Origin of the sequence: uncultured Rhodospira sp. (assembly GCF_937138205.1) — a bacterium.
Classification (GTDB): Bacteria; Pseudomonadota; Alphaproteobacteria; order Rhodospirillales; family Rhodospirillaceae; genus Rhodospira.
On record NZ_CAKZOT010000099.1, the window covers coordinates 1 to 19,688 of the forward strand.

General features: G+C 68.1%; 12 protein-coding genes. 7 read left to right on the forward strand and 5 right to left on the reverse strand.

Translation table 11 applies throughout. The features are described 5' to 3' along the window. Window positions 1-360 precede the first annotated feature (360 nt). Window positions 361-1,638 carry an HD domain-containing phosphohydrolase gene (locus tag Q0309_RS14195; RefSeq protein WP_299442426.1) on the reverse strand — a complete coding sequence of 426 codons (1,278 nt, stop codon included), beginning with the start codon at window positions 1,636-1,638 and terminating at the stop codon, window positions 361-363. A gap of 427 nt (window positions 1,639-2,065) precedes the next feature. Here Q0309_RS14195 and rlmJ point away from each other — a divergent pair, with 427 nt between their 5' ends. Then, window positions 2,066-2,911: a 23S rRNA (adenine(2030)-N(6))-methyltransferase RlmJ gene (rlmJ, locus tag Q0309_RS14200; RefSeq protein ID WP_299442429.1), complete on the forward strand. Its 846-nt coding sequence runs from the start codon at window positions 2,066-2,068 to the stop codon at window positions 2,909-2,911. A gap of 53 nt (window positions 2,912-2,964) precedes the next feature. Beyond that, the gene (locus Q0309_RS14205) at window positions 2,965-3,420 is read left to right on the forward strand and encodes a DUF1489 domain-containing protein (RefSeq protein WP_299442432.1); all 456 of its coding nucleotides are present in this window, start codon (window positions 2,965-2,967) and stop codon (window positions 3,418-3,420) included. Window positions 3,421-3,439: 19 nt separating this feature from the next. Here the strand turns inward: Q0309_RS14205 and Q0309_RS14210 are convergent, their stop codons facing one another. Next, complete coding sequence (locus tag Q0309_RS14210; protein WP_299442435.1) at window positions 3,440-4,459, reverse strand: dihydroorotate dehydrogenase-like protein; 1,020 nt, start codon at window positions 4,457-4,459, stop codon at window positions 3,440-3,442. Window positions 4,460-4,611: 152 nt separating this feature from the next. Next, window positions 4,612-5,808, reverse strand: a complete 1,197-nt coding sequence (locus tag Q0309_RS14215; protein ID WP_299442438.1) for a PQQ-dependent sugar dehydrogenase — start codon at window positions 5,806-5,808, stop codon at window positions 4,612-4,614. A gap of 497 nt (window positions 5,809-6,305) precedes the next feature. Here Q0309_RS14215 and Q0309_RS14220 point away from each other — a divergent pair, with 497 nt between their 5' ends. From Q0309_RS14220 to nifJ, 3 genes are all read left to right on the forward strand, one after another. Continuing rightward, window positions 6,306-8,309: a methyl-accepting chemotaxis protein gene (locus Q0309_RS14220; RefSeq protein ID WP_299442441.1), complete on the forward strand. Its 2,004-nt coding sequence runs from the start codon at window positions 6,306-6,308 to the stop codon at window positions 8,307-8,309. 618 nt (window positions 8,310-8,927) lie between these two features. Continuing rightward, on the forward strand, window positions 8,928-10,571 hold the full coding sequence (locus Q0309_RS14225; RefSeq protein ID WP_299442444.1) for an NAD(P)-binding protein: 1,644 nt from the start codon (window positions 8,928-8,930) through the stop codon (window positions 10,569-10,571). A 189-nt stretch (window positions 10,572-10,760) separates the two neighbouring features. After that, window positions 10,761-14,315, forward strand: coding sequence for a pyruvate:ferredoxin (flavodoxin) oxidoreductase (nifJ, locus tag Q0309_RS14230; protein WP_299442459.1), 3,555 nt, complete (start codon window positions 10,761-10,763; stop codon window positions 14,313-14,315). A 512-nt stretch (window positions 14,316-14,827) separates the two neighbouring features. On the opposite strand, the gene Q0309_RS14235 is transcribed toward nifJ, so the two are convergent. Continuing rightward, complete coding sequence (locus Q0309_RS14235; RefSeq protein WP_299442447.1) at window positions 14,828-16,339, reverse strand: carboxypeptidase M32; 1,512 nt, start codon at window positions 16,337-16,339, stop codon at window positions 14,828-14,830. 234 nt (window positions 16,340-16,573) lie between these two features. Between Q0309_RS14235 and Q0309_RS14240 the strand changes: the two genes are divergently transcribed. Continuing rightward, window positions 16,574-17,791: a DUF3419 family protein gene (locus tag Q0309_RS14240; RefSeq protein ID WP_299442450.1), complete on the forward strand. Its 1,218-nt coding sequence runs from the start codon at window positions 16,574-16,576 to the stop codon at window positions 17,789-17,791. Window positions 17,792-17,845: 54 nt separating this feature from the next. Beyond that, window positions 17,846-18,493, forward strand: a complete 648-nt coding sequence (locus Q0309_RS14245) for a class I SAM-dependent methyltransferase (protein ID WP_299442453.1) — start codon at window positions 17,846-17,848, stop codon at window positions 18,491-18,493. 6 nt (window positions 18,494-18,499) lie between these two features. Here Q0309_RS14245 and Q0309_RS14250 read toward each other — a convergent pair whose 3' ends face one another. Then, a complete protein-coding gene (locus Q0309_RS14250; protein ID WP_299442456.1) occupies window positions 18,500-19,285 on the reverse strand; it encodes a dienelactone hydrolase family protein in 786 nt (261 codons plus the stop codon). Window positions 19,286-19,688 lie beyond the last annotated feature (403 nt).

Below are 19,688 nucleotides of genomic sequence, written 5' to 3' on the forward strand. Positions count from 1 at the left end.
TACATGTGCGATGTCCTGTGCGGCCACTCATAGGACGTTCAAGCGATTCCCCTGTGGCATCGAGGCGTGTTCGGATGTCGGAGGCGCCTGGCGTTGTGCGGATATATGCTTGTATTGCGCTGAACCGTTCAGTCTGGCGGCTGGGCACAAAAAAGCCCCAGCATCGTTATGTTTGCTTTTTCTGTGGATATAGGGCGGATCGCGTCCCATTTGACCCGCTCGGCAGGGCAAATGGGACGCGTGAATCCGCCCTAACGATCTGCTCTATTCGGGCGTTCGCCCACCCCGCCGACCAGCCGCCGGCAAGCCCAAGGTGGCTCCCCTGGTGCCGCTCCCCTGTGTCTTGCGCGCGGCCGCCCGCTACGCGTGCCCCACCGCCAGTTGCCAGCAGGCATCGCGGTCGGCGGCGACCAGCGCCACCAAGTCCCCGTCCAGTTTGCCGGCGCTGACCAGAGAGTCCAGGATCACCATGGTCCGCCCCGGACTCAGGGGCTCGCGGTAGGGCCGCGCCTGGGCCAGCGCCTGGACCACGTCGGCGACCGAGACGATTCTGGATTCCAGGGACAATGTGGTGTCCGCGCCGCCGAACGGATAGCCGCTTCCGTTCGGGCTTTCGTGATGATAGCCGGCCCAGACCGCGATTTCGTCGAAGCCGGTGATCTGGGCCAGGATCTGGTAGGTGTAGTAGGCGTGCCGCTTCATGGTCGCCCACTCCGCCGGGTCCAGCGGCCCCGGCTTGTCCAGGATGGCGTCGGGGATGCGCAGCTTGCCGACGTCGTGCAGCAGGGCGGCGATCTCCACCCGGTGGCGGTGTTCCTCGTCCAGGCCGGCCAGCGCCGCCAGGTGGGCGCTGAGCCGGCCGACCCCGGCCGAGTGCTCGCCGGTGAAGGGGCTCTTGGCGTCGACGATGCTGGCGAAGATGCTGGCCAGCTCCGTCAACTCGGCCGCCGTCAGCGTGCGGTAACGGCTGTTGCGGGCCAGCGGGGCCAGTTCCACGTGCAGCGCGTCGGCGTCCAGGCCGAACCAGAACGCGTCCCGCGCCGACACCTCGCGGAACGCCTCCAGCACCTCGGGCGCGAAGCTGCCATGGTCGGCGGCCTCCAGGATCTCGAGGATGCACGGCCGCATCAAGGCGGGGTCCGTGCCCCGCTGGCGGGACAGCAGGGCGTCGACCCGGTCCACCAGGTGGATGATGTTCGAGGCCACCCGGGTGGATTCGCTCAGGCCGTTGTCGGCCTCGCGCAGGCGGCTCCAAGGGGTGTGATGATAGGCGATGATCGGCGCCAGGTGGGCCGTGGGCGGAAAACGCAGGAACAGGTCCTGCCCCCGGACACAATGCCAGTCGACCTCCAGAAAGGCGTACTGCGAGATCAGCTTGTCATGCTCGCGGGTGGTGGAGACGCCGGCGTCGTGCAGCAGCGCGGCCTCGAACAGGGCGTCGAGCCGGCGCGGGTCGAGCCCCAGGGCGCGCCCGGTGGCCACGGCCATGTAGGCGACCCGTTTGCCGTGCGACACATCCGACACGCCGACGAAGTCCAGCACCCCGGACAGGACATAGATGAGTTCCCGCAGATCAAGGCGCAGGGGACTCAGCGTGGGGGTGGGGCCGGCCGTGGGGCAGGCTGTCGTCAGGTGCATCGTGGGATTGTCCTTGTCATGAAAGCCCGCGTGGGCACCGGCCCGGTGCTGCAACTGCCGGGCCGCACGGAGGTCCGTCGGGCGTCGCCTGGGGTGGTCGGCGGCACTGCCAACAAAAACCGAGACGCAAACGGAAGAAAAAAGGCGGGAAACAGAACTGTTTGCCAGACCTTCTTCCGCGCGCGTAACACTATGTATATGTCGTTCTTCATATATCGCTTGGCATGGTCCGCTTTTTACGTACCGCAACCCTAGCACAGTCCTTATTTCTGGTCATCATGACTTAAGTATCGCATGACGTCATACGCGTGTTGTGCTTTTTGCATGTCGGCGGCGCCGGCCGTATGATTTCACGTCGTGGCCGGTGCCGGCCATGGGCGGACACGCGAGGCAAGACAGAGCGCACAGAGGATATGAACAAACGGGCATGAACTATCGCCACGACTATCACGCCGGCAATGTGGGCGATGTGTTGAAGCATGTCGTTCTGACACTCATCCTGGAGCACCTGCGCGCCAAGCCGAAACCGATCCTGGTGCTGGATACCCACGCTGGCGCCGGCGCCTTTGACCTGGCCGGCGACGCGGCGTCGCGCACGGGGGAATGGCGTGGCGGCATCGGTCGCCTGCTGGACGCGGACGAGGCGCCGGCGGCGTTGCGGCCCTACCTCGACCTGGTGCGCGGGGTCCGGGAGGCGCGCGGCGCGACGCTCTACCCCGGCTCGCCTTTGATCGCCGCGCTGGGGTTGCGGCCGGGCGATCGCCTGGTGGCGGTGGAACGCCATCCCGACGCGCACGCGGCGCTGGCGGCGCTGCTGGCCCGACGGCCCGGCGTGCGGGTTGAGGCGGGCGACGGGTACGCGTCCCTGGCCGCCCTGCTGCCGCCGCCGGAGCGGCGCGGCCTGGTGCTGATCGACCCGCCGTTCGAGGACCGCGCCGAATATCAGGCACTGGCCACGGCGCTGGCGCACGCCCACCGACGGTTCGCCACCGGCGTCTTCATGCTGTGGTATCCGATCAAGGACCCGGGCGCGGTCGAGGCCTTCCACCAGCAGGTCATCGCCAGCGGCATCGCGCGCGTGCTGGCGGCGGAGTTGACCACGCGGCCGACCACCACCATCGCCGGCCTGGCCGGCGCCGGCCTGATCCTCGTCAATCCGCCATGGCGGCTGGAGGAGACCCTGCGCGACCTCCTGCCGTGGCTGGCCGCGCGGCTGGCCGAGCCTCCGGGTGCCGGCGGCTGGTGGCTGGACTGGCTGCGCGGGGAAGCGTGATCGGCGGGACGATTGTTTCCTCGGCGCTTCCCCCTTGAGCGCCGCCGCCGCGCATGGCATCCCCCGATCCCATGACCCTCCACCTGGTGAAACTCTGCGTCGGCGTCGACAGCCCCGACCATCTGCGCGGCCTGCAACACCGCCCCCGTATCGCCGTGGGTGACGCCCTGGTGCATACCACGCGCATGACACCACGCCGCGCCGACGAGATCGTGCCGGGCGGCTCGCTCTATTGGGTCATGACGGGCGCGATTCGATGCCGCCAGACAATCCTGAAGCTGGAGCCGGTGACCGATCCGGAGAGCGGCCGCTCGGCCTGCCGCATCCACCTCGACCCGGCGGTGGTGGGCACCGAGGCGCGGCCGTGGCGTCCGTTCCAGGGCTGGCGCTATCTCGCCGAGGACCAGGCGCCCCCCGACCGGCGCAGCGGCGCGAGCCCGGACGACGGCGACATCGCCGCCATGCCCGAGGAGATGCGCCAGGCGCTGCGGGAGATGGGGTTGATCTGACGTGCTCCGGCTCGTCCCCTTACGGACTGAAGTCCGCCGGCCGGAAGGAATCGAGTACCTGCAGGTAATTGGCGCGCTCGTAGGCCGCCGTGTCGTCGACGGACTTGTGGCTCAGCGCGCCGCGCGCCTGGGCTACGGTCTCGTAGCGGCCCACCTCCAGGAAGGCACGCAGGCCAGTCACCAGGGTTTTCATGTGGCCGGCGCCATAACGCAGCAGGGCGGAGGCCGTCATGACCACGTCGGCCCCGGCCAGGATGTACTTCATGACGTCCTCGGCGCCCTGGACACCGGTGGTGGCGGCCAGGGCGGCGTCGTCCACGTGGCCGTACAGCACGCCGATCCAGCGCAGCGGCAGGCGTGCCTCGGCCGACGTGGACAGGTCAAGCGTGGGCAGCGCCCGCATGGCCTGCAGGTCGATTTCCGGCTGATAGAACCGGTTGAACAGCACCAGTCCGGTCGCGCCGGCCGTCACCAGGCGCCGCGCCAGATGCCCCGGCGCGCTGTAGAACGGCCCCAGCTTGACCGCCACCGGCACCGAGACCTCCGCGCACACCGTGTCGAGGATGCCGACCACCCGGTCCTCGACCTCGGCGCCGGATTCGGTCACGTCGGCGGCGACGTAGTAGACGTTCAGCTCGATGGCCGGTGCGCCCGCCTGCTGCATCAGCTTGGCGTAGTGGGTCCAGCCGCGCGCCGTGGTGCCGTTCAGGCTGGGGATGACGGGGATGTCACAGGCCTCGCGCGCGCGGCGGATCAACTCCAGCGTCTCCTCGCCACCGATGCCGATGGAGTCCAGCGACGCCGCCGGGAAGTACCCGCCCGGCACCTCGGCGTGGCTCTCGGCGCCCACCTCGGACAGGCCGCGGAGCGCCTCGCGCTCACGCTGGATACGTTCCTCGAACAGTGACGGCATGACCACGGCGGCGGCGCCGGCGTCTTCCAGCCGGCGGATGCCGTCCAGGGTGCCCGACAGCGGCGAGGCCGAGGCCACCACCGGATGCTCCAGCGTCAGGCCGAGATAGCGCGTGGTCATGTCCATGGATGAGTCCCCCTCCCGTCCCGGTTTGGTTCCGTTCTGTGCCGGACAAGGCCGGACAGGGCCGGACCGGTCACGGGATCATAACAAGGGGACGGATGGGGACCGCAAGGCGGAAACGTGAGGACCTTGCTGCTCGTCGCCGCGTCCGGGGATTATCGCGCCGGCGTGAGCCGGATCAGGGCGCCGTCGCGGTGATCGGTGAGGATCATGACGGCGCCGTCGCGCGCCACATCCACATCCCGCACACGGGCCATGCCCTGAAGATAGCGCGCCTCGCCCGTCACCCGCGTCCCGTCAAGTTCAAGGCGAACCAATGCCCGGCTTGCGAGTCCGCCGATCAGCACGCTGCCCCGCCACTCGGGGAACAGGTCACCGTCGTAGAACACCATGCCGCTGGGGGCGATCACCGGATCCCAGTAGTAGACCGGCTGCTCCATTCCGTCCTTCTTGGTGATCCCGGCGCCGATCGGCCGGCCGCTGTACGCCTCGCCATAGGTGATGACCGGCCAGCCGTAGTTGCGCCCGGGCCGGGGCCGGTTCAGTTCGTCGCCGCCGCGCGGACCGTGCTCGACGGTCCACAGCGCGCCCTCGGGGCCGAGCGCCGCCGACTGGATGTTGCGATGGCCGTACGACCAGACTTCGGGCGCACCGCCCGGGATGTCCGGATTGCCCTCGGCCGGTCCGCCCATCGGGTCGATGCGCAACACCTTGCCAAGGTGGGTCGAGACGTCCTGCGCCAACTGGCGCGGCTCGTGCTTGGACCGCTCGCCGGTGGTGACGAACAGCGCCCCGGTCTCGTCGAACACAAGGCGGGAGCCGTAGTGCAGGGTCGACGCCCAGGGCGGCTGCTGGCGGAAGATGACCGCGACGTCGGTCATGGCGCGGCCGTCGTCGGACAGAACGCCGGTCGCCACGGCGGTTCCGGTGCGGCCCCCGTCACGGGGTTCGGCGTAGCTCCACCAGACCCGGCGCGTGTCGGAGAAGTCCTCGCGGACCACGACGTCCAGCAGCCCGCCCTGGCCGCGCGCGTCCACCTCGGGCAGTCCGGTGATGGCCGGCGAGCGCTCGCCCTCGGCAGAGATGATGCGCATCCGCCCGGGGCGCTCGGTGACCAGCCAACGCCCTTCCGGGAGCTGATCCATGCCCCAGGGGTGCGTCAGGCCGTCGGCGACGACCGCGCGGTTCAGCGTGATGGGATCGGCGATCACCGGCGCCCGCGTCTGGCCGTCGAAGGCCGGTTCCTGATGCGGCGCGTTCGGGGGCGCGGCGTTGAAGTCCCGCGCCGCCGCGCCCCAGGGGCTGGTGGCGAGCAGGCTGGCGAGGGCGAGCGCGGCAAGGGTCCGGGGCATGGCGAGGCGTCCTGTCCGTGTGATCGAATGGCGGTCGGATGGCATTGATCGCCCCCATGGACATGGCCCTGACCTGGCGATGCGCAATGCCGGCTGCACTTGCAAGGAACCTAATATAACGTCACCCTCATTCAATGGGGCCGTCGTACGTGCGCGGCAGAATCAGTCCACCCCCAGGGGCAGTAAGACAGGTCCAAAAAATAGGATGTGCCCTCCTCCGAAGGAACCGGCTCTTGCTCCTTTTGCCATGTCGGATTTCGAATTGTTCTAGCGAGGTGGTGCCCTCTCAAGATAAGGGAACATTAACGCTTCTCTTGGTACAAAGTTCGCCATATAGATTGTCTTTGTGGTCCAGGCGATTGTCGGCCGGCGCGTGAGTTTACTAAACTTTTGTTGACATAGGTGCCCCGAAAATACCAATGATAGCCGCCAGAAACGGCACGGGTCTTTCAGAATGAACCAAGTGGGCAGAATGAACCGAGAGGGGGCGTTGCACCATGCTCAAGTCGATCCGTATCGGGCCGAAGCTCTATGGTGGGTTTGGCGCGATCTTGATCCTTCTGGCTGTCGTGGGCGGCATGGCCATCTTCGCGCTCGTCAGCATTGGCGGGACCTTCACCGAGTATCGCGGCCTGGCCCGCTCCGCCAACGAGGTCGGGCGCGTGCAGGCCAACATGCTGCTGACCCGCATGGGGGTGAAGGACTTCATCATCCGGGGCGATCAGGCGGCCATCGACCAGGTGCATGATCGCGCGGACGCGACGCGCGAGTTCATCGGTACGACGCGGGCGTTGACCACCGATCCCGAGGCGCTGCAACTGCTGGACACCATGCGCGCGGAACTCGACGATTACACCGCCGCGTTCGAACGGGTCACCGACCTGCAGGACCGTCGCAACGCGTTGAACGACGTGTTCGTCGACACCGGACCGGCAACGGAACAGGCCTTGACCGAGATCATGCGCTCGGCTTTCGACGACGATGACGCCGAGGCGGCCTATCTGGCCGGCCTAGCGCTCCGGGAATCGCTGCTGGCACGCCTGTACGCCCAGAAGTTCCTGGTGGACAATCTCGAAGACTCGGCCGAGCGCGCGCTTCACGAACTGGCCGCCTTCGACGACGCCATGACGGCCCTGAACGCCGCCCTGCAGGACCCGGGCCGCCGCCAACGGATGCAGCAGGCCAACGATGCCAAGGCCGAATACGCCAGCGCCTTCGAACGGGTCGTCGGCGTCATCGACGAACGCAACGACATCATCACCAACACCCTCGACGTCATCGGCCCGCGTGTCGCGCAGCAGGTCGAGGACTTCAAGCTTCAGGTCAAGGAAGAGCAGGACATCCTCGGCCCGCAGGCCGAGGCGGCGATCAACATGACCAGCATTTTCGTGGTCGTCGTGACCCTCGTCGCCGTCGGCGCCGGGCTTGTCGCCGCCGCGGCCATCGCGTCCGGCATCACCAAGCCCATCGCCGCCATGACCGCGGTCATGGGCCGGCTGGCCAAGCGGGAGTACAGCGTCGAGATCCCGGCGCAGGACCACAAGGACGAGGTCGGCGACATGGCGAAGGCGGTGCAGACCTTCAAGGAGGGGATGCAGCGCGCCGACGAGTACGCCGACCAGCAGGCCGCCGAGGCGCGCAAGCGCGAGGCCCGCGCGCGGCGGATCGAGGAGTTGAATAACCAGTTCGACCAGGGCGTCAGTGGCGTCATCGAGGCCGTCGCGTCGGCCGCCGCGCAGCTTCAGTCAACGGCCGAAAGCATGGCCTCGATCGCCGAGGAGACCAACAGCCAGGCGACGACGGTCGCCTCGGCCTCCGAACAGGCGTCGAACAACGTGCAGACGGTGGCGTCGGCGGCCGAGGAACTGGCCTCGTCGATCCGCGAGATCGGCCGGCAGGTGCAGCAGTCCACCGACATCGCCGGGCAGGCGGCCACCGAGGCCGAGCGGACCAACACCGTCGTCTCCGGCCTGGCCGAGGCGGCGCAGAAGATCGGCGAGGTGGTGAACCTGATCACCGACATCGCGGATCAGACCAACCTGTTGGCGCTCAACGCCACCATCGAGGCGGCGCGGGCCGGCGACGCCGGCAAGGGCTTTGCCGTGGTCGCCAACGAGGTCAAGAGCCTGGCCAACCAGACGGCACGGGCGACCGAGGATATCGGCCGCGAGATCGGCAGCGTACAAACGGAGACCCGGACCGCCGTCTCGGCCATCGAATCGATCTCCGGCATCATCGGCCGCATCAACGAGGTGACCTCCACCATCGCCTCGGCGGTGCAGGAACAGGACGCGGCGACCCAGGAAATCGCGCGCAACGTCCAGCAGGCCAGCCAGGGCACGGCCGAGGTGTCGTCCACCATCGTCGGCGTGACCGAGGCGGCGCGCGAGGCCGGCTCAGCCGCCGAGAACGTGTTGCAGGCGACCAGTTCCCTCAACGAGCAGTCCACGCAGCTCAAGTCAATGGTCGAGCGGTTCCTCGCTGATGTTCGTGCCGCCTGATCTTGCTCCCGACTTCCCCTATAAATAGGGCTCTCTGATTCACACAACTTAAAATGGTTTGTCATTGCGAGGAGCGTAGCGACGAAGCAATCCAGAGCGGATATTTACGGTCTACGCCCTGGATTGCTTCACCCTCGTCTAGCGACGACGGTTCGCAATGACGAGTCACATCGTCGCGCGAGCAAAGGGCTCCCGCTTCGGCGGAAAGACGTGCAAGTACGATCGCCCCGTTTACAGGGAGGGTTGGGGTGGGGTCGTGCGCCGCCCCGTCGGCTTGCGCGAACAGTGGCGGGAAAGTGTGAGCATGATAGCCCAATTTCTTGGGAGAGGTCGGAAGGGCGCCAGGCGCGAAACCTGGCCGTCGGCGTGGTGACGCGGACAGATCGAGGAGTAGAGAGGGCGCCCCCGGCCGCCTAGCCCGGCCCCGCGACACACCTTGACGAAGGTTTTGCGTCGACGCGTGATTCCCCTCTGGTTCGCCGGCCGCTTTCGGTTACCATGGCGCCCGCGTGATGATCCGCTGGCGCGACCGCCGCGAACACTGCGAGACTCACCTCAGCACGATCACCGACCAAGGCGTCACCGAACAAGAGCGCCCCCACCGGGAAGGGATACGTCATGGGCCAGGCCCCCCTGCATCGCCCGACGGACATGACGCGTCCGTTGGACCTTCGCCATGAGCGGCGCACCGGTCCGGAACGGGTGCGCCGGCCGATCTATGTCGATCACCTGCCGCCCTGCAACCAGGCCTGTCCGGCGGGCGAGAACATCCAGGCGTGGCTGGCGCTGGCCCAGGCCGGCGAGGACGAGGCGGCTTGGCGCGTGCTGGTCGCCGACAACCCCATGCCGGCGGTGCATGGCCGCGTCTGCTATCACCCGTGCGAGGACGTCTGTAACCGAAAGGAGCTCGACGCGCCCGTCACCATCCATGCCGTCGAGCGTTATCTGGGCGACGTGGCGCTGGAGAAGGGCTGGGGCTTCGACGCTCCCGCCGCCTCCACCGGCAAGCGGGTGTTGATCGTCGGCGCCGGCCCCAGCGGCCTGTCGGCGGCCTATCACCTGGCCCGCGCCGGCCACGCCGTGACCATGCACGAGGCCGGGCCGATCGCCGGCGGCATGATGCATTTCGGCATTCCGGCGTACCGGATGCCGCGCGACGTGCTGGATGCCGAGATCAACCGCATCCTCGACCTCGGCATCACGCTCAACCTGAATCACAAGGTCACCGACCTGGAGGCCGAACGCCAGGCCGGCGGCTTCGACGCCGTGTTCGTGGCCGTCGGTGCCCACATCTCCAAACGGGTGGACATCCCGGCGCGCGACGCCGGCACCATGCTGGACGCGGTCTCGTTCCTGAAGAGCGTCGAGGCCGGCGAGCGCCCGCGCCTGGGCCGGCGCGTGGCGGTGTACGGCGGCGGCAACACCGCCATGGACGCGGCCCGCGTGGTCAAGCGCCTGGGGCACGAACCCCTGATCGTCTACCGCCGCGACCGCGAGAACATGCCGGCGCATGACTTCGAGGCCCAGGAGGCGCTGGACGAGGGCGTCCAGATCCACTGGCTGCGGGCCATCAAAAGCCTGGACCAGACCGCCATGACGGTCGAGATCATGGAACTGGACGAGCGCGGCCGACCGCGCCCCACCGGCCGCACCGAAACCATCGAGGCCGACGACCTGATCCTGGCCCTGGGTCAGGACACCGACACCAGCTTCCTGCGCTCGGTGCCCGGGCTGTCGTTCGACCGCGACGGCACCGTGCGCGTCGACGAACGCATGATGACCGGCGCGCCGGGCGTGTTCGCCGGCGGCGACATGGTGCCGTCCGACCGCTCGGTGACCATCGCCGTCGGCCACGGCAAACAGGCCGCGCGTTGCATCGACACCTGGTTGCGCGGCGGCCTGTACCAGCGCCAACCCCGCAATCCGCCCGTCAGCTTCGCCGACCTGCAGGTGCCGTACTATGTCGAGGCGGATCCGCGCGAGCAACCGCACCGCCCGGCCGAGGAGGCCACCAGCGGCTTTGACGAGGTCGTGGGCGGGTTCTCGCCGACCCAGGCGCACTACGAGGCGAAACGCTGCCTGTCGTGCGGCAACTGTTATGAGTGCGACGGCTGCCAGGGCGCCTGCCCGGAAAACGCCATCCAGAAGCTGGGGCCGGGCAAGGGCTACCGGGTCGACCTGGAGCGCTGCACCGGCTGCGGCGTGTGCCACGATCAGTGCCCGGTGCACGCCATCGAGATGATTCCGGAACCGCACCACTGAGGCCCCGGCGGGCGACCGCGCCCGCCGACCCGACTCATCCGCAAGGGCGCCACGCAAGAGCGTCCGCGAACCCTACCAGGGACTGAAGGCCAGGGAACAAAGGGACGTCCAGTCATGCCCGATACCACCGCGCAGTCCGCCGCCGCGTCCGCCGAGACCCGCGTGCTTCCCAACGAGCCCCAGCGCGTCATGATCGACGGCAACGAGGCCTGCGCCTACATCGCCTACCGTGTCAACGAGGTGTGCGCGATCTATCCGATCACGCCGTCCTCGACGATGGCCGAACTGGCCGACGAATGGGCCTCGCAGCGCAAGACCAACATCTGGGGCACCATCCCCGATGTGATGGAGATGCAAAGCGAGGGCGGCGCCGCCGGCGCGCTGCACGGCGCGCTGCAGGCGGGGTCGCTGGCCACCACCTTCACGGCCTCTCAGGGCCTGATGCTGATGCTGCCCAACATGTACAAGATCGCCGGCGAGTTGACCGCCTGCGTGATCCATGTGGCGGCCCGCGCCCTGGCCCGGAACGCGCTGTCGATCTTCGGCGACCATCAGGACGTGATGGCCGCGCGCACCACCGGCTTCGCGCTGCTGGCCTCGGCCTCTGTGCAGGAGGCGCACGACAACGCCCTGGTGGCCCAGGCCGCCACTCTGCGCGCGCGGGTGCCCATCCTGCACTTCTTCGATGGCTTCCGCACGTCGCACGAGATCAACAAGATCTCGCTGATCCCCGACGCGGTGATCCGCGACATGATCGACGACGATCTGGTGCGCGCCCACCGCCTGCGGGCGCTCAGCCCCGAACGACCGTTCGTGCGCGGCACCGCCATGAACCCGGACGTCTATTTCCAGGCGCAGGAGGCCAACAACCTCTATTACGAGCGGATGCCGGATATCGTCGAGGCGGAGATGAACCGCCTGAGCGCCATCACCGGCCGGCCGCTGGCGCCGTTCACCTACCATGGTCCGCCCGATGCCGAGCGGGTGATCGTCATCATGGGCTCGGGCGCCGAGACCGCCACCACCACCGCCGACTATCTGAACGAGGCGGAGGGCGCCGGCGTTGGCGTCATCAAGGTCAGCCTGTTCCGGCCCTGGTCGGCCAAGAAGCTGCTGGCGGTGCTGCCGCCCTCGACCCGCGCCATCGCCGTGCTGGACCGCACCAAGGAGGCCGGCGCCCAGGCCGAGCCCATGTACCTGAACGTGCTGGCCACCCTGGCCGAGGCGCAGACCTACGACCGGCTGCCGACGAAGACCGTGCCGCGCCTGATCGGCGGCCGCTACGGCCTGTCGTCGAAGGAATTCACGCCGGGCATGGTCAAGGCGGTGTACGACGAACTGGCCAAGCCCGACCCCAAGCCGCGCTTCACCGTCGGCATCACCGACGATGTGACCAACCTGAGCCTGACGGTGGACCCGGACTTTTCCATCGAACCGGACGGCGTGGTCCGCGCCATCTTCCACGGCCTGGGGTCGGACGGCACCGTCGGCGCCAACAAGAACAGCATCAAGATCATCGGCGACGAGCCGAACCGCCACGCCCAGGCGTACTTCGTCTATGATTCAAAGAAATCGGGCTCGCGCACCGTCTCGCATCTGCGCTTTGGCCCGGAGCCGATCACCGCGCCTTACCTTGTCGAGCGGGCCAACTTCATCGCCTGCCACCAGTTCCAGTTCGTCAATGCCATCGACATCGTCGACCGCGCCGCACCGGGGGCCGACGTTCTGCTGAACAGCCCCTATCCGCCGGCCGAGACGTGGAACCGCCTGCCGGCCCCCATGCGCCGGACCTGCCGCGAAAAGGGCCTGAAGCTGCACGTCATCGACGCCGTCAAGGTGGCGCGCGAGGCTGGGTTGGGCCGGCGCGTCAACACCATCATGCAGACGTGCTTCTTCGCCCTGTCCAACGTGCTGCCGCCGCACGTGGCCATCGAGCGCATCAAGGCGGCCATCAGCAAGTCCTACGCCCGTCAGGGTGACGAGGTGGTGGCCCGCAACCACGCCGGCGTCGACATGGCGATCGCCCACCTGCGCGAGGTACCGATCCCGCCGGCCGAGGCCGACGGCCCCGACGTGCCACCGCGCCAGCTGATCCCCGACACCGCGCCCGACTTCGTCCGCGCCGTCACCGCCGCCATGTTGGCGGACAAGGGCGACACCTTGCCGGTCAGCGCGCTGCCGGCCGACGGCACCTTCCCCAGCGGCACCACGCAGTACGAAAAGCGCGATATCGCCACCCAGATCCCGCGCTGGGACCCGGGGCTGTGCATCCAGTGCGGCAACTGTTCCATGGTCTGTCCGCACGCCGTCATCCGCACCAAGTTCTACAACGGCGCCCGCCTGGAGGGCGCCCCGGACAGTTTCCCCTCGGCCCCGGTCGAGGCGCGCGGCTTCCCCGAGACCCGGTTCTCGCTCCAGGTCATGGTCGCCGACTGCACCGGCTGCGGACTGTGCGTCAGCGTCTGCCCGGTGCAGGACCCGACCAACGCCAGCCGCCGCGCCATCAACATGGAAGACAAACTGACGGTCCGCGACGAGGTCGAGACCAACCAGGCCTTCTTCGACAGCCTGCCGGTCAACGACCGCTCGCGGGTCGACTATTCCACCGTCAAGGGCACCCAGTTCCTGCGGCCGCTGTTCGAGTTCTCGGGCGCCTGCGCCGGCTGCGGCGAGACCCCGTATGTCCGCCTGCTGTCGCAGTTGTTCGGCGACCGCCTGCAGGTGGCCAACGCCACCGGCTGTTCGTCCATCTACGGCGGCAACCTGCCGACCACGCCGTGGGCGGTGGACGAGACTGGGCGCGGCCCGGCGTGGTCCAACAGCCTGTTCGAGGACAACGCCGAATTCGGCCTCGGCTTCCGCATGTCCGCCGACAACCACGTGCGCCTCGCCCGCGACCTGCTGGCGCGTCTGGCCCCGGCGGTGGGCAAGCAACTCGCGGCGTCGATCCTGGAGGCCGAGCAGCGCACCGAATCGGCCCTGGTGGCCCAGCGCACCCGGGTGGAGACCCTGCGCGGCATCCTGGAGGGCATGGACGACGACGACGCCCGCCACCTGCTGTCGGTGGTCGACCATCTGGTGCGGCGCTCGATCTGGATCGTCGGCGGCGACGGCTGGGCCTACGACATCGGGTCGGGCGGGCTCGACCACGTGCTGGCCAGCGGCCGCGACGTCAACATCCTGGTCATGGACACCGAGGTCTATTCCAACACCGGCGGCCAGATGTCGAAGGCGACACCGGTCGGCGCCGTGGCCAAGTTCGCCGCCGCCGGCAAGCGCGTGGGCAAGAAGGACCTGGCGCTGCAGGCCATCAGCTACGGCAACGTCTACGTCGCCCGCGTGGCCATGGGGGCGAACCCGCAGCATGTCCTGACCGCCTTCCGCGAGGCCGAGGCCTACCCGGGCACGTCCATCATCCTCGCCTACAGCCACTGCATCGCCCACGGCATCGCCATGGACAAGGGCATGGAGCAGCAGGACCTTGCCGTGAAGAGCGGGTACTGGCCGCTGTTGCGCTTCAACCCGGCGGTGCGGGCGAGCGAGGAGAACCCGTTCATCCTCGACAGCCCGCGCCCGCGCATCGCCCTGTCGGCCTATACCCAGAACGAACTGCGCTACCGCGCGTTGGCCGCCAGCGATCCGGAAACCGCGCGCGTGCTGATGGCGCAGGCGCAGGCTCAGGTGCTGGAGAAATACCACCTGTACGAGGAAATGGCGCGCGAGGGACCGCGCGGACAGATGTGATCCCGGCCGACGAAAAGGTTGACCGTTCTTGCTGGCCGGGCATTCAAACCGGCCGACGATAGAATTGACTCGTCCGGTCGTCACGACGCCCCCGACAGGGGCCTATCTGATTCACACATCATTACTCTTTTTTGTCATTGCGAGGAGCACAGCCCAAAAATCAACAATTGGGCAATCCAGAGCGGATATTTGCGTTTTACGCTCTGGATTGCTTCGCCCTCGTCTTGCGACGAGGGTTCGCAATGACGAGTCACATCGCCGCGCGAGCGAAGAGCCGCCGCTTCGGCGGAAACAAGTCTGAATATGATAGCGACAGGGGCGGCAGGATCTCGGGAAAAGGTAAGATGTAAGACAAGGGGCCTGCAAACGAGTCAAGCGATACGTCGGCCGGCATGATTTGTTTGGCGACTCAAGACATGCCCGTGACGATCACGTGTGGAGACCTGGCGCCCGCGGATTTGCGGGCGCAGGCGTGCCGGGTGGACAGCGCGGGCGGATGCGGAAGGAGCGGATCACTCCGCCCGGTCCACATACCGTCGCCGCAGGTGGGCCTTGAACACGCCGGCGTCCAGCGGCTTTCCGGTGGCGCGCTCCAGCATCTCGGCGGCGGTGACGGATGAGCCCAGCGCGTGCACATGGTCCCGCAGCCACCCCAGCAGCGGCCCGAAGTCGCCCTTCGCCAGATCGTCCGGGATCGACGGCACGGCCTCCACGGCGGCCTGGAACAACTGCGCCGCCGTCATCGCCCCCAGGGTATAGGTGGGGAAATAGCCGATCGCCCCGTCGTACCAGTGGATGTCCTGCAGGCAGCCGGTGCGGTCGTCCGGCACCGTCACGCCCAGCACCTCCTTCATGCCGTCGCGCCAGGCGCCGGGCAGGTCGTCCAGCACCAGGTCGCCGGTCAGCAACGCCCGCTCCAGGCGGAACCGCAGGATGATATGCGCCGGATAGGTCACCTCGTCGGCGTCGACGCGGATCAGCCCGGGCGCGACGCGGGTGTAGAGGCGAGACAGGGTGTCCGGATCCCAGCCCGCGCCGTCGTCACCGCCGTTCAGCATCTCGGCCATGACGGGCGCGGCATAGGTCAGGAACGCCCGCGAGCGGCAGGCCTGCATCTCCATCAGCAGGCTCTGGCTTTCGTGCACGCTCATGCCCAGCGCGCGGCCCACCGGCTGGTCGCGCCACGCCGGCGGCAGGCCCTGTTCGTAGAGCGCGTGGCCGGTCTCGTGCAGCACGGCCATGATAGCGCCGGCGGCGTCGGACTCGTCGTAACGCGTGGTGATGCGCACGTCGTCGGGCACGCCGCCGCAGAAGGGATGCAGGCTTTCGTCCAGGCGGCCGCGCCCGAAATCGAATCCCACCGCCTGCATCAGCCGTTCGGCGAGCGCCTTTTGGCGGGCGGCGGGGAACGGTCCCTTGGGCGGGGTCGGCGCCGGCCCCTGGGCGGCCAGGGCGTCGTCGAGGATGGCGGGCAGGTCGGCGGCGAGGTCGTCGAACACCGCCGCGATGGCCACCTGTGATCCGTCCGGTTCATAGGCATCCAGCAAGGCATCGTACGGAGAGCACTGGAACGCCTCGGACTTGGTGACGGCGATCTCGCGCGTCAGGTCGAGCACCGTCGCCAGCGGCCCCTTGACGGCGGCGAAGTCGTCCTCGGCGCGGGCGCGGCGCCAGACCATTTCGCAGGTCGAGCAGGCGCGCGAGTGGGCCTCCACCAGGTCCGCGTCCAGCGCCGCCTCGTGCCGCCATTCGCGCCGCATGGCGCGCAGGTTGGCTCGGTCCCAGTCGTCCAGCCCGGGTGCCTCATCCCGCTCGGCGGCGTCCAGCCACTCCCCCACCTCGGGTGCCGTCAGCATGTCATGCGCCAGGGTCCGCAGCGTGGCCAGTTGACTGGCGCGGGCCTCGGCCCCGCCCTCGGGCATCATGGCCGACTGGTCCCAGTGCAGCACCCCGGCGGCGTCCTGCAGATGGCTCAGGCGGGCGAAGCGCGCCTTCAGACGGGAATAGGGCGTATGCGAGTCCATCAGGATGCTCCAGCGTCAGGGGGCCGTCGGGCGGTCGAGGGCCGCGTCCCAGGGTGACCGGACCGGCGGTTTCGTCAAGGGGGCCGCGCCATCCGCGCGCGCCTGTCACAGGCCTGTCGGAATCTGGTTCCGCCGACAGTGAAATGACAGTAGGATGCGCGACCCGCTGACCCGGCCCGCCGGCAGCGGGTGTCTGTCGTTATGCCTTCCACATGGTATCCGGATTCCGACCTCATGAAAAAGAACGCCCTGCTGCACGCGGCTGTCCACAACAGCAAGCCGATTTCCAAAAAAGGCGCGCTGGAGCGACTGTTTACCTTGATGTTCCGGGGCTTCGTGTATCCGCAGATATGGGAGGATCCGGAGATCGACCTCGAGGCGCTGCACCTGACCCCAGACAAGCGCATCGTGACGATCTGTTCGGGCGGCTGTAACATCCTGAACTACCTGACCGAGGGGCCGGCGCGCATCGACGCCGTCGACCTCAACCCTGCGCACGTGGCCCTGAGCCACTTGAAGCTGACGGCGTTGCAACGCTTCCCGGATCATGAGACCTACTTCCGGTTTTTCGGCCACGCCGACGAGCGGGCCAACCGCCGCGCCTTCACCCAGTACCTGCTGCCGCACCTGGACGAGGCGACGCGGAAGTACTGGACCGCATGGACACCGGTGCACGGCCGGCGCATCAACTACTTCACCAAGAACATCTACAAGTTCGGCCTGCTCGGTCGGTTCATCGGCTCTCTGCATGTCCTTGCCCGCGCGCACGGCATGAATCCGCGTGTCCTGCTGGCGGTGCGCACGCCAGAGGAACAGAAGGCCGTGTTCGACGCCACCATCTCGCCGCTGTTCGAGAAAAAGCTGGTGCGCGCCATGTGCGGAATGCCGGTGTCGCTCTACGGCCTGGGCATTCCCCCGGCCCAGTTCGAGTCGCTGATGGTGGCGTCCGACGGCGACATCCCCGGCCTGCTGCGGCAGCGGCTGGAGCGGCTGGCCTGCGATTTCCCGATCGAGGAGAACTATTTCGCCTGGCAGGCGTTCGGCCGGGGCTATGACCGGCATTACCGCAAGGCGGTGCCGCGTTACCTGCGCCGCGAAAACTACGAGCGCCTGCGCGACCTGTCCGACCGGGTGCACATCCACCATGCCTCGATGACGCACTGGCTGGCCGAGCAGCCGGCCGAGAGCCTCGACGGCTATGTCCTGCTCGATGCCCAGGACTGGATGAACGACCGCCAGCTCAACGAGCTGTGGGCCCAGATCGTGCGCACGGCGCGGCCCGGCGCGCGCGTCATCTTCCGCACCGCCGGCACGGAAAGCCCGCTGACCAACAGCCTGTCGCCCGACCTGCTGTCGGTCTGGGACCATGACATCGAGCACTGCCGCGACATGACGCGCCGCGACCGGGCCTCGATCTACGGCGGCTTCCACGTGTACACCCGCCGGGACTGAGGCTCCCGCGCCCCCGCTTCCCCGCTCCTGTAAAAAAATCAAGAAGGCCCCCCGATGGACGCCCATGATCTGATGGACCGGATCTACCGGCAGCAGCGGCATATCTATGACCTGACGCGGAAGTACTTCCTTTTCGGGCGCGATCGGGTGATCGCCGATCTCCAGGCCGCCGAGGGCGAGACGGTGTGCGAGGTCGGCTGCGGCACCGCGCGCAACCTGGTCAAGATGGCCCGGCGCTATCCGGGCGCGCGCCTGTTCGGGCTCGATGCCAGCGACGCCATGCTGAAAACGGCGCGCGGCAAGGTGGGGCGGCTCGGGCTGGCCGAGCGGATCCACCTGGCCCACGCCCTGGCGCAGGACTTCGACCCGGCCCGCGACTTCGGCCTCGACGACCCGTTCGACCACGTCGTGTTTTCCTACAGCCTGTCGATGATCCCGCCGTGGCGCGAGTCGGTCGACCACGCGCTGGAGGTGGTCCGGCCCGGCGGCCGGATCCACATCGTCGATTTCGGCGACCAGTCCGACCTGCCGCGCTGGTTCCGGGCCGTGCTGTACTGGTGGCTCGGCCTGTTCCATGTCCAGTACCGGCCGGACCTCGTGGCCTACCTGTGGGGCCTGCACGCCGAGGGCCGCGCCGAGGTGACCGTGACGCCCCTGTACGGCGGCTATGCCTTCCTCGCGGCGGTGAAAAAGGTCGAGTAGAACCGCCTACCCCTTCAGATGCTGCGCGAAGAAGGCCAGGGTGCGCGCCCAGGCCAGCTTGGCGTCCTCCTCGTCGTAGCGCCCGCCGGACGGATTGGCGAAGGCGTGGTCGGCCTCGTACCAGTGCACGGTCAGGCTGTCGGCCTTGCCGGCGGCGGCCATGGCCCGTTCGAAACCGCCCACCATGTCGGCGTTGATGTGCTGGTCGCGGGTGCCGAAGTGCCCCAGCACCGGCCCCGAGAGGGCCTTCAGCGTCTCGGCGTCCTGCGCCAGCCGGCCGTAGTAGATGACTGTGGCGTCGGCCGGCGCCGCCAGCGACGCGTTCAGCGACCAGCCGCCGCCGAAGCACCAGCCGACGGTGCCGAGCGTGCCCGTGCCGTGCTCGTGCGTGCGCAGCCAGTCCATCCAGGCGGTGCAGGTCTCGGTGGCCTCGGCGGCGTCCACCGCTTGCGTCTGGGCGCGGGCCGCGTCCGGCGTGGTGGCGACGGAGCCGCCCATCAGGTCGATGGCCAGGGCGACATAGCCCTCGTTGGCGTACTCCCGCGCGGTGGCCTTGATCTGGTCGTTCAGGCCCCACCATTCGTGGATCAGTATCACCGTCGGCGCCGGCAGGGTCTCCGGCAGCGCCAGCGCCGCCGAGACCGTGCGGCCGGACGGCAGCGTCAGGGTGACGGTCTCTGTCTGTTCGGCGGCGGCGCGGGCCAGAATGGGGTCGGCCAGCACGGCGGCGAATGATGCGCCGGCCAGACCTTTCAGGAGCACGCGGCGGTCAATCCGCGGATCATCGAGCATGGTGGGGCCTCCCTCGGCGTCTGTTTTGATTGGCACGGGACCGCGACTGCGTCCCATTCGTAAGTGGCCCGCGCGGGAGGCGAGTCAAGCATCTTCCGGAGAACCAGGATCATAGTTAACCTTTGCCGGTAGAGAGGACGGAGAAGAGGGACTCGTAAAACAATTCGCTTGCCGATGATAATAAGAGGAGCCATTTCAAAAAAACGCCGTCATTGCGAGCCCTCATCGCAAGATGAGGGCGAAGCAATCCAGAGCGGAGAAAGACACCCGTCGCCCTGGATTGCTTCGTCGCTCCGCTCCTCGCAATGACGAAGCCGGCTTGTTCACTTGGCTCCGGTGAGCACAGCTTGTTGTGCCGCAACGCGACCCCGTCGTACCAGATCGCGCTTCTACCGGAGCCAAG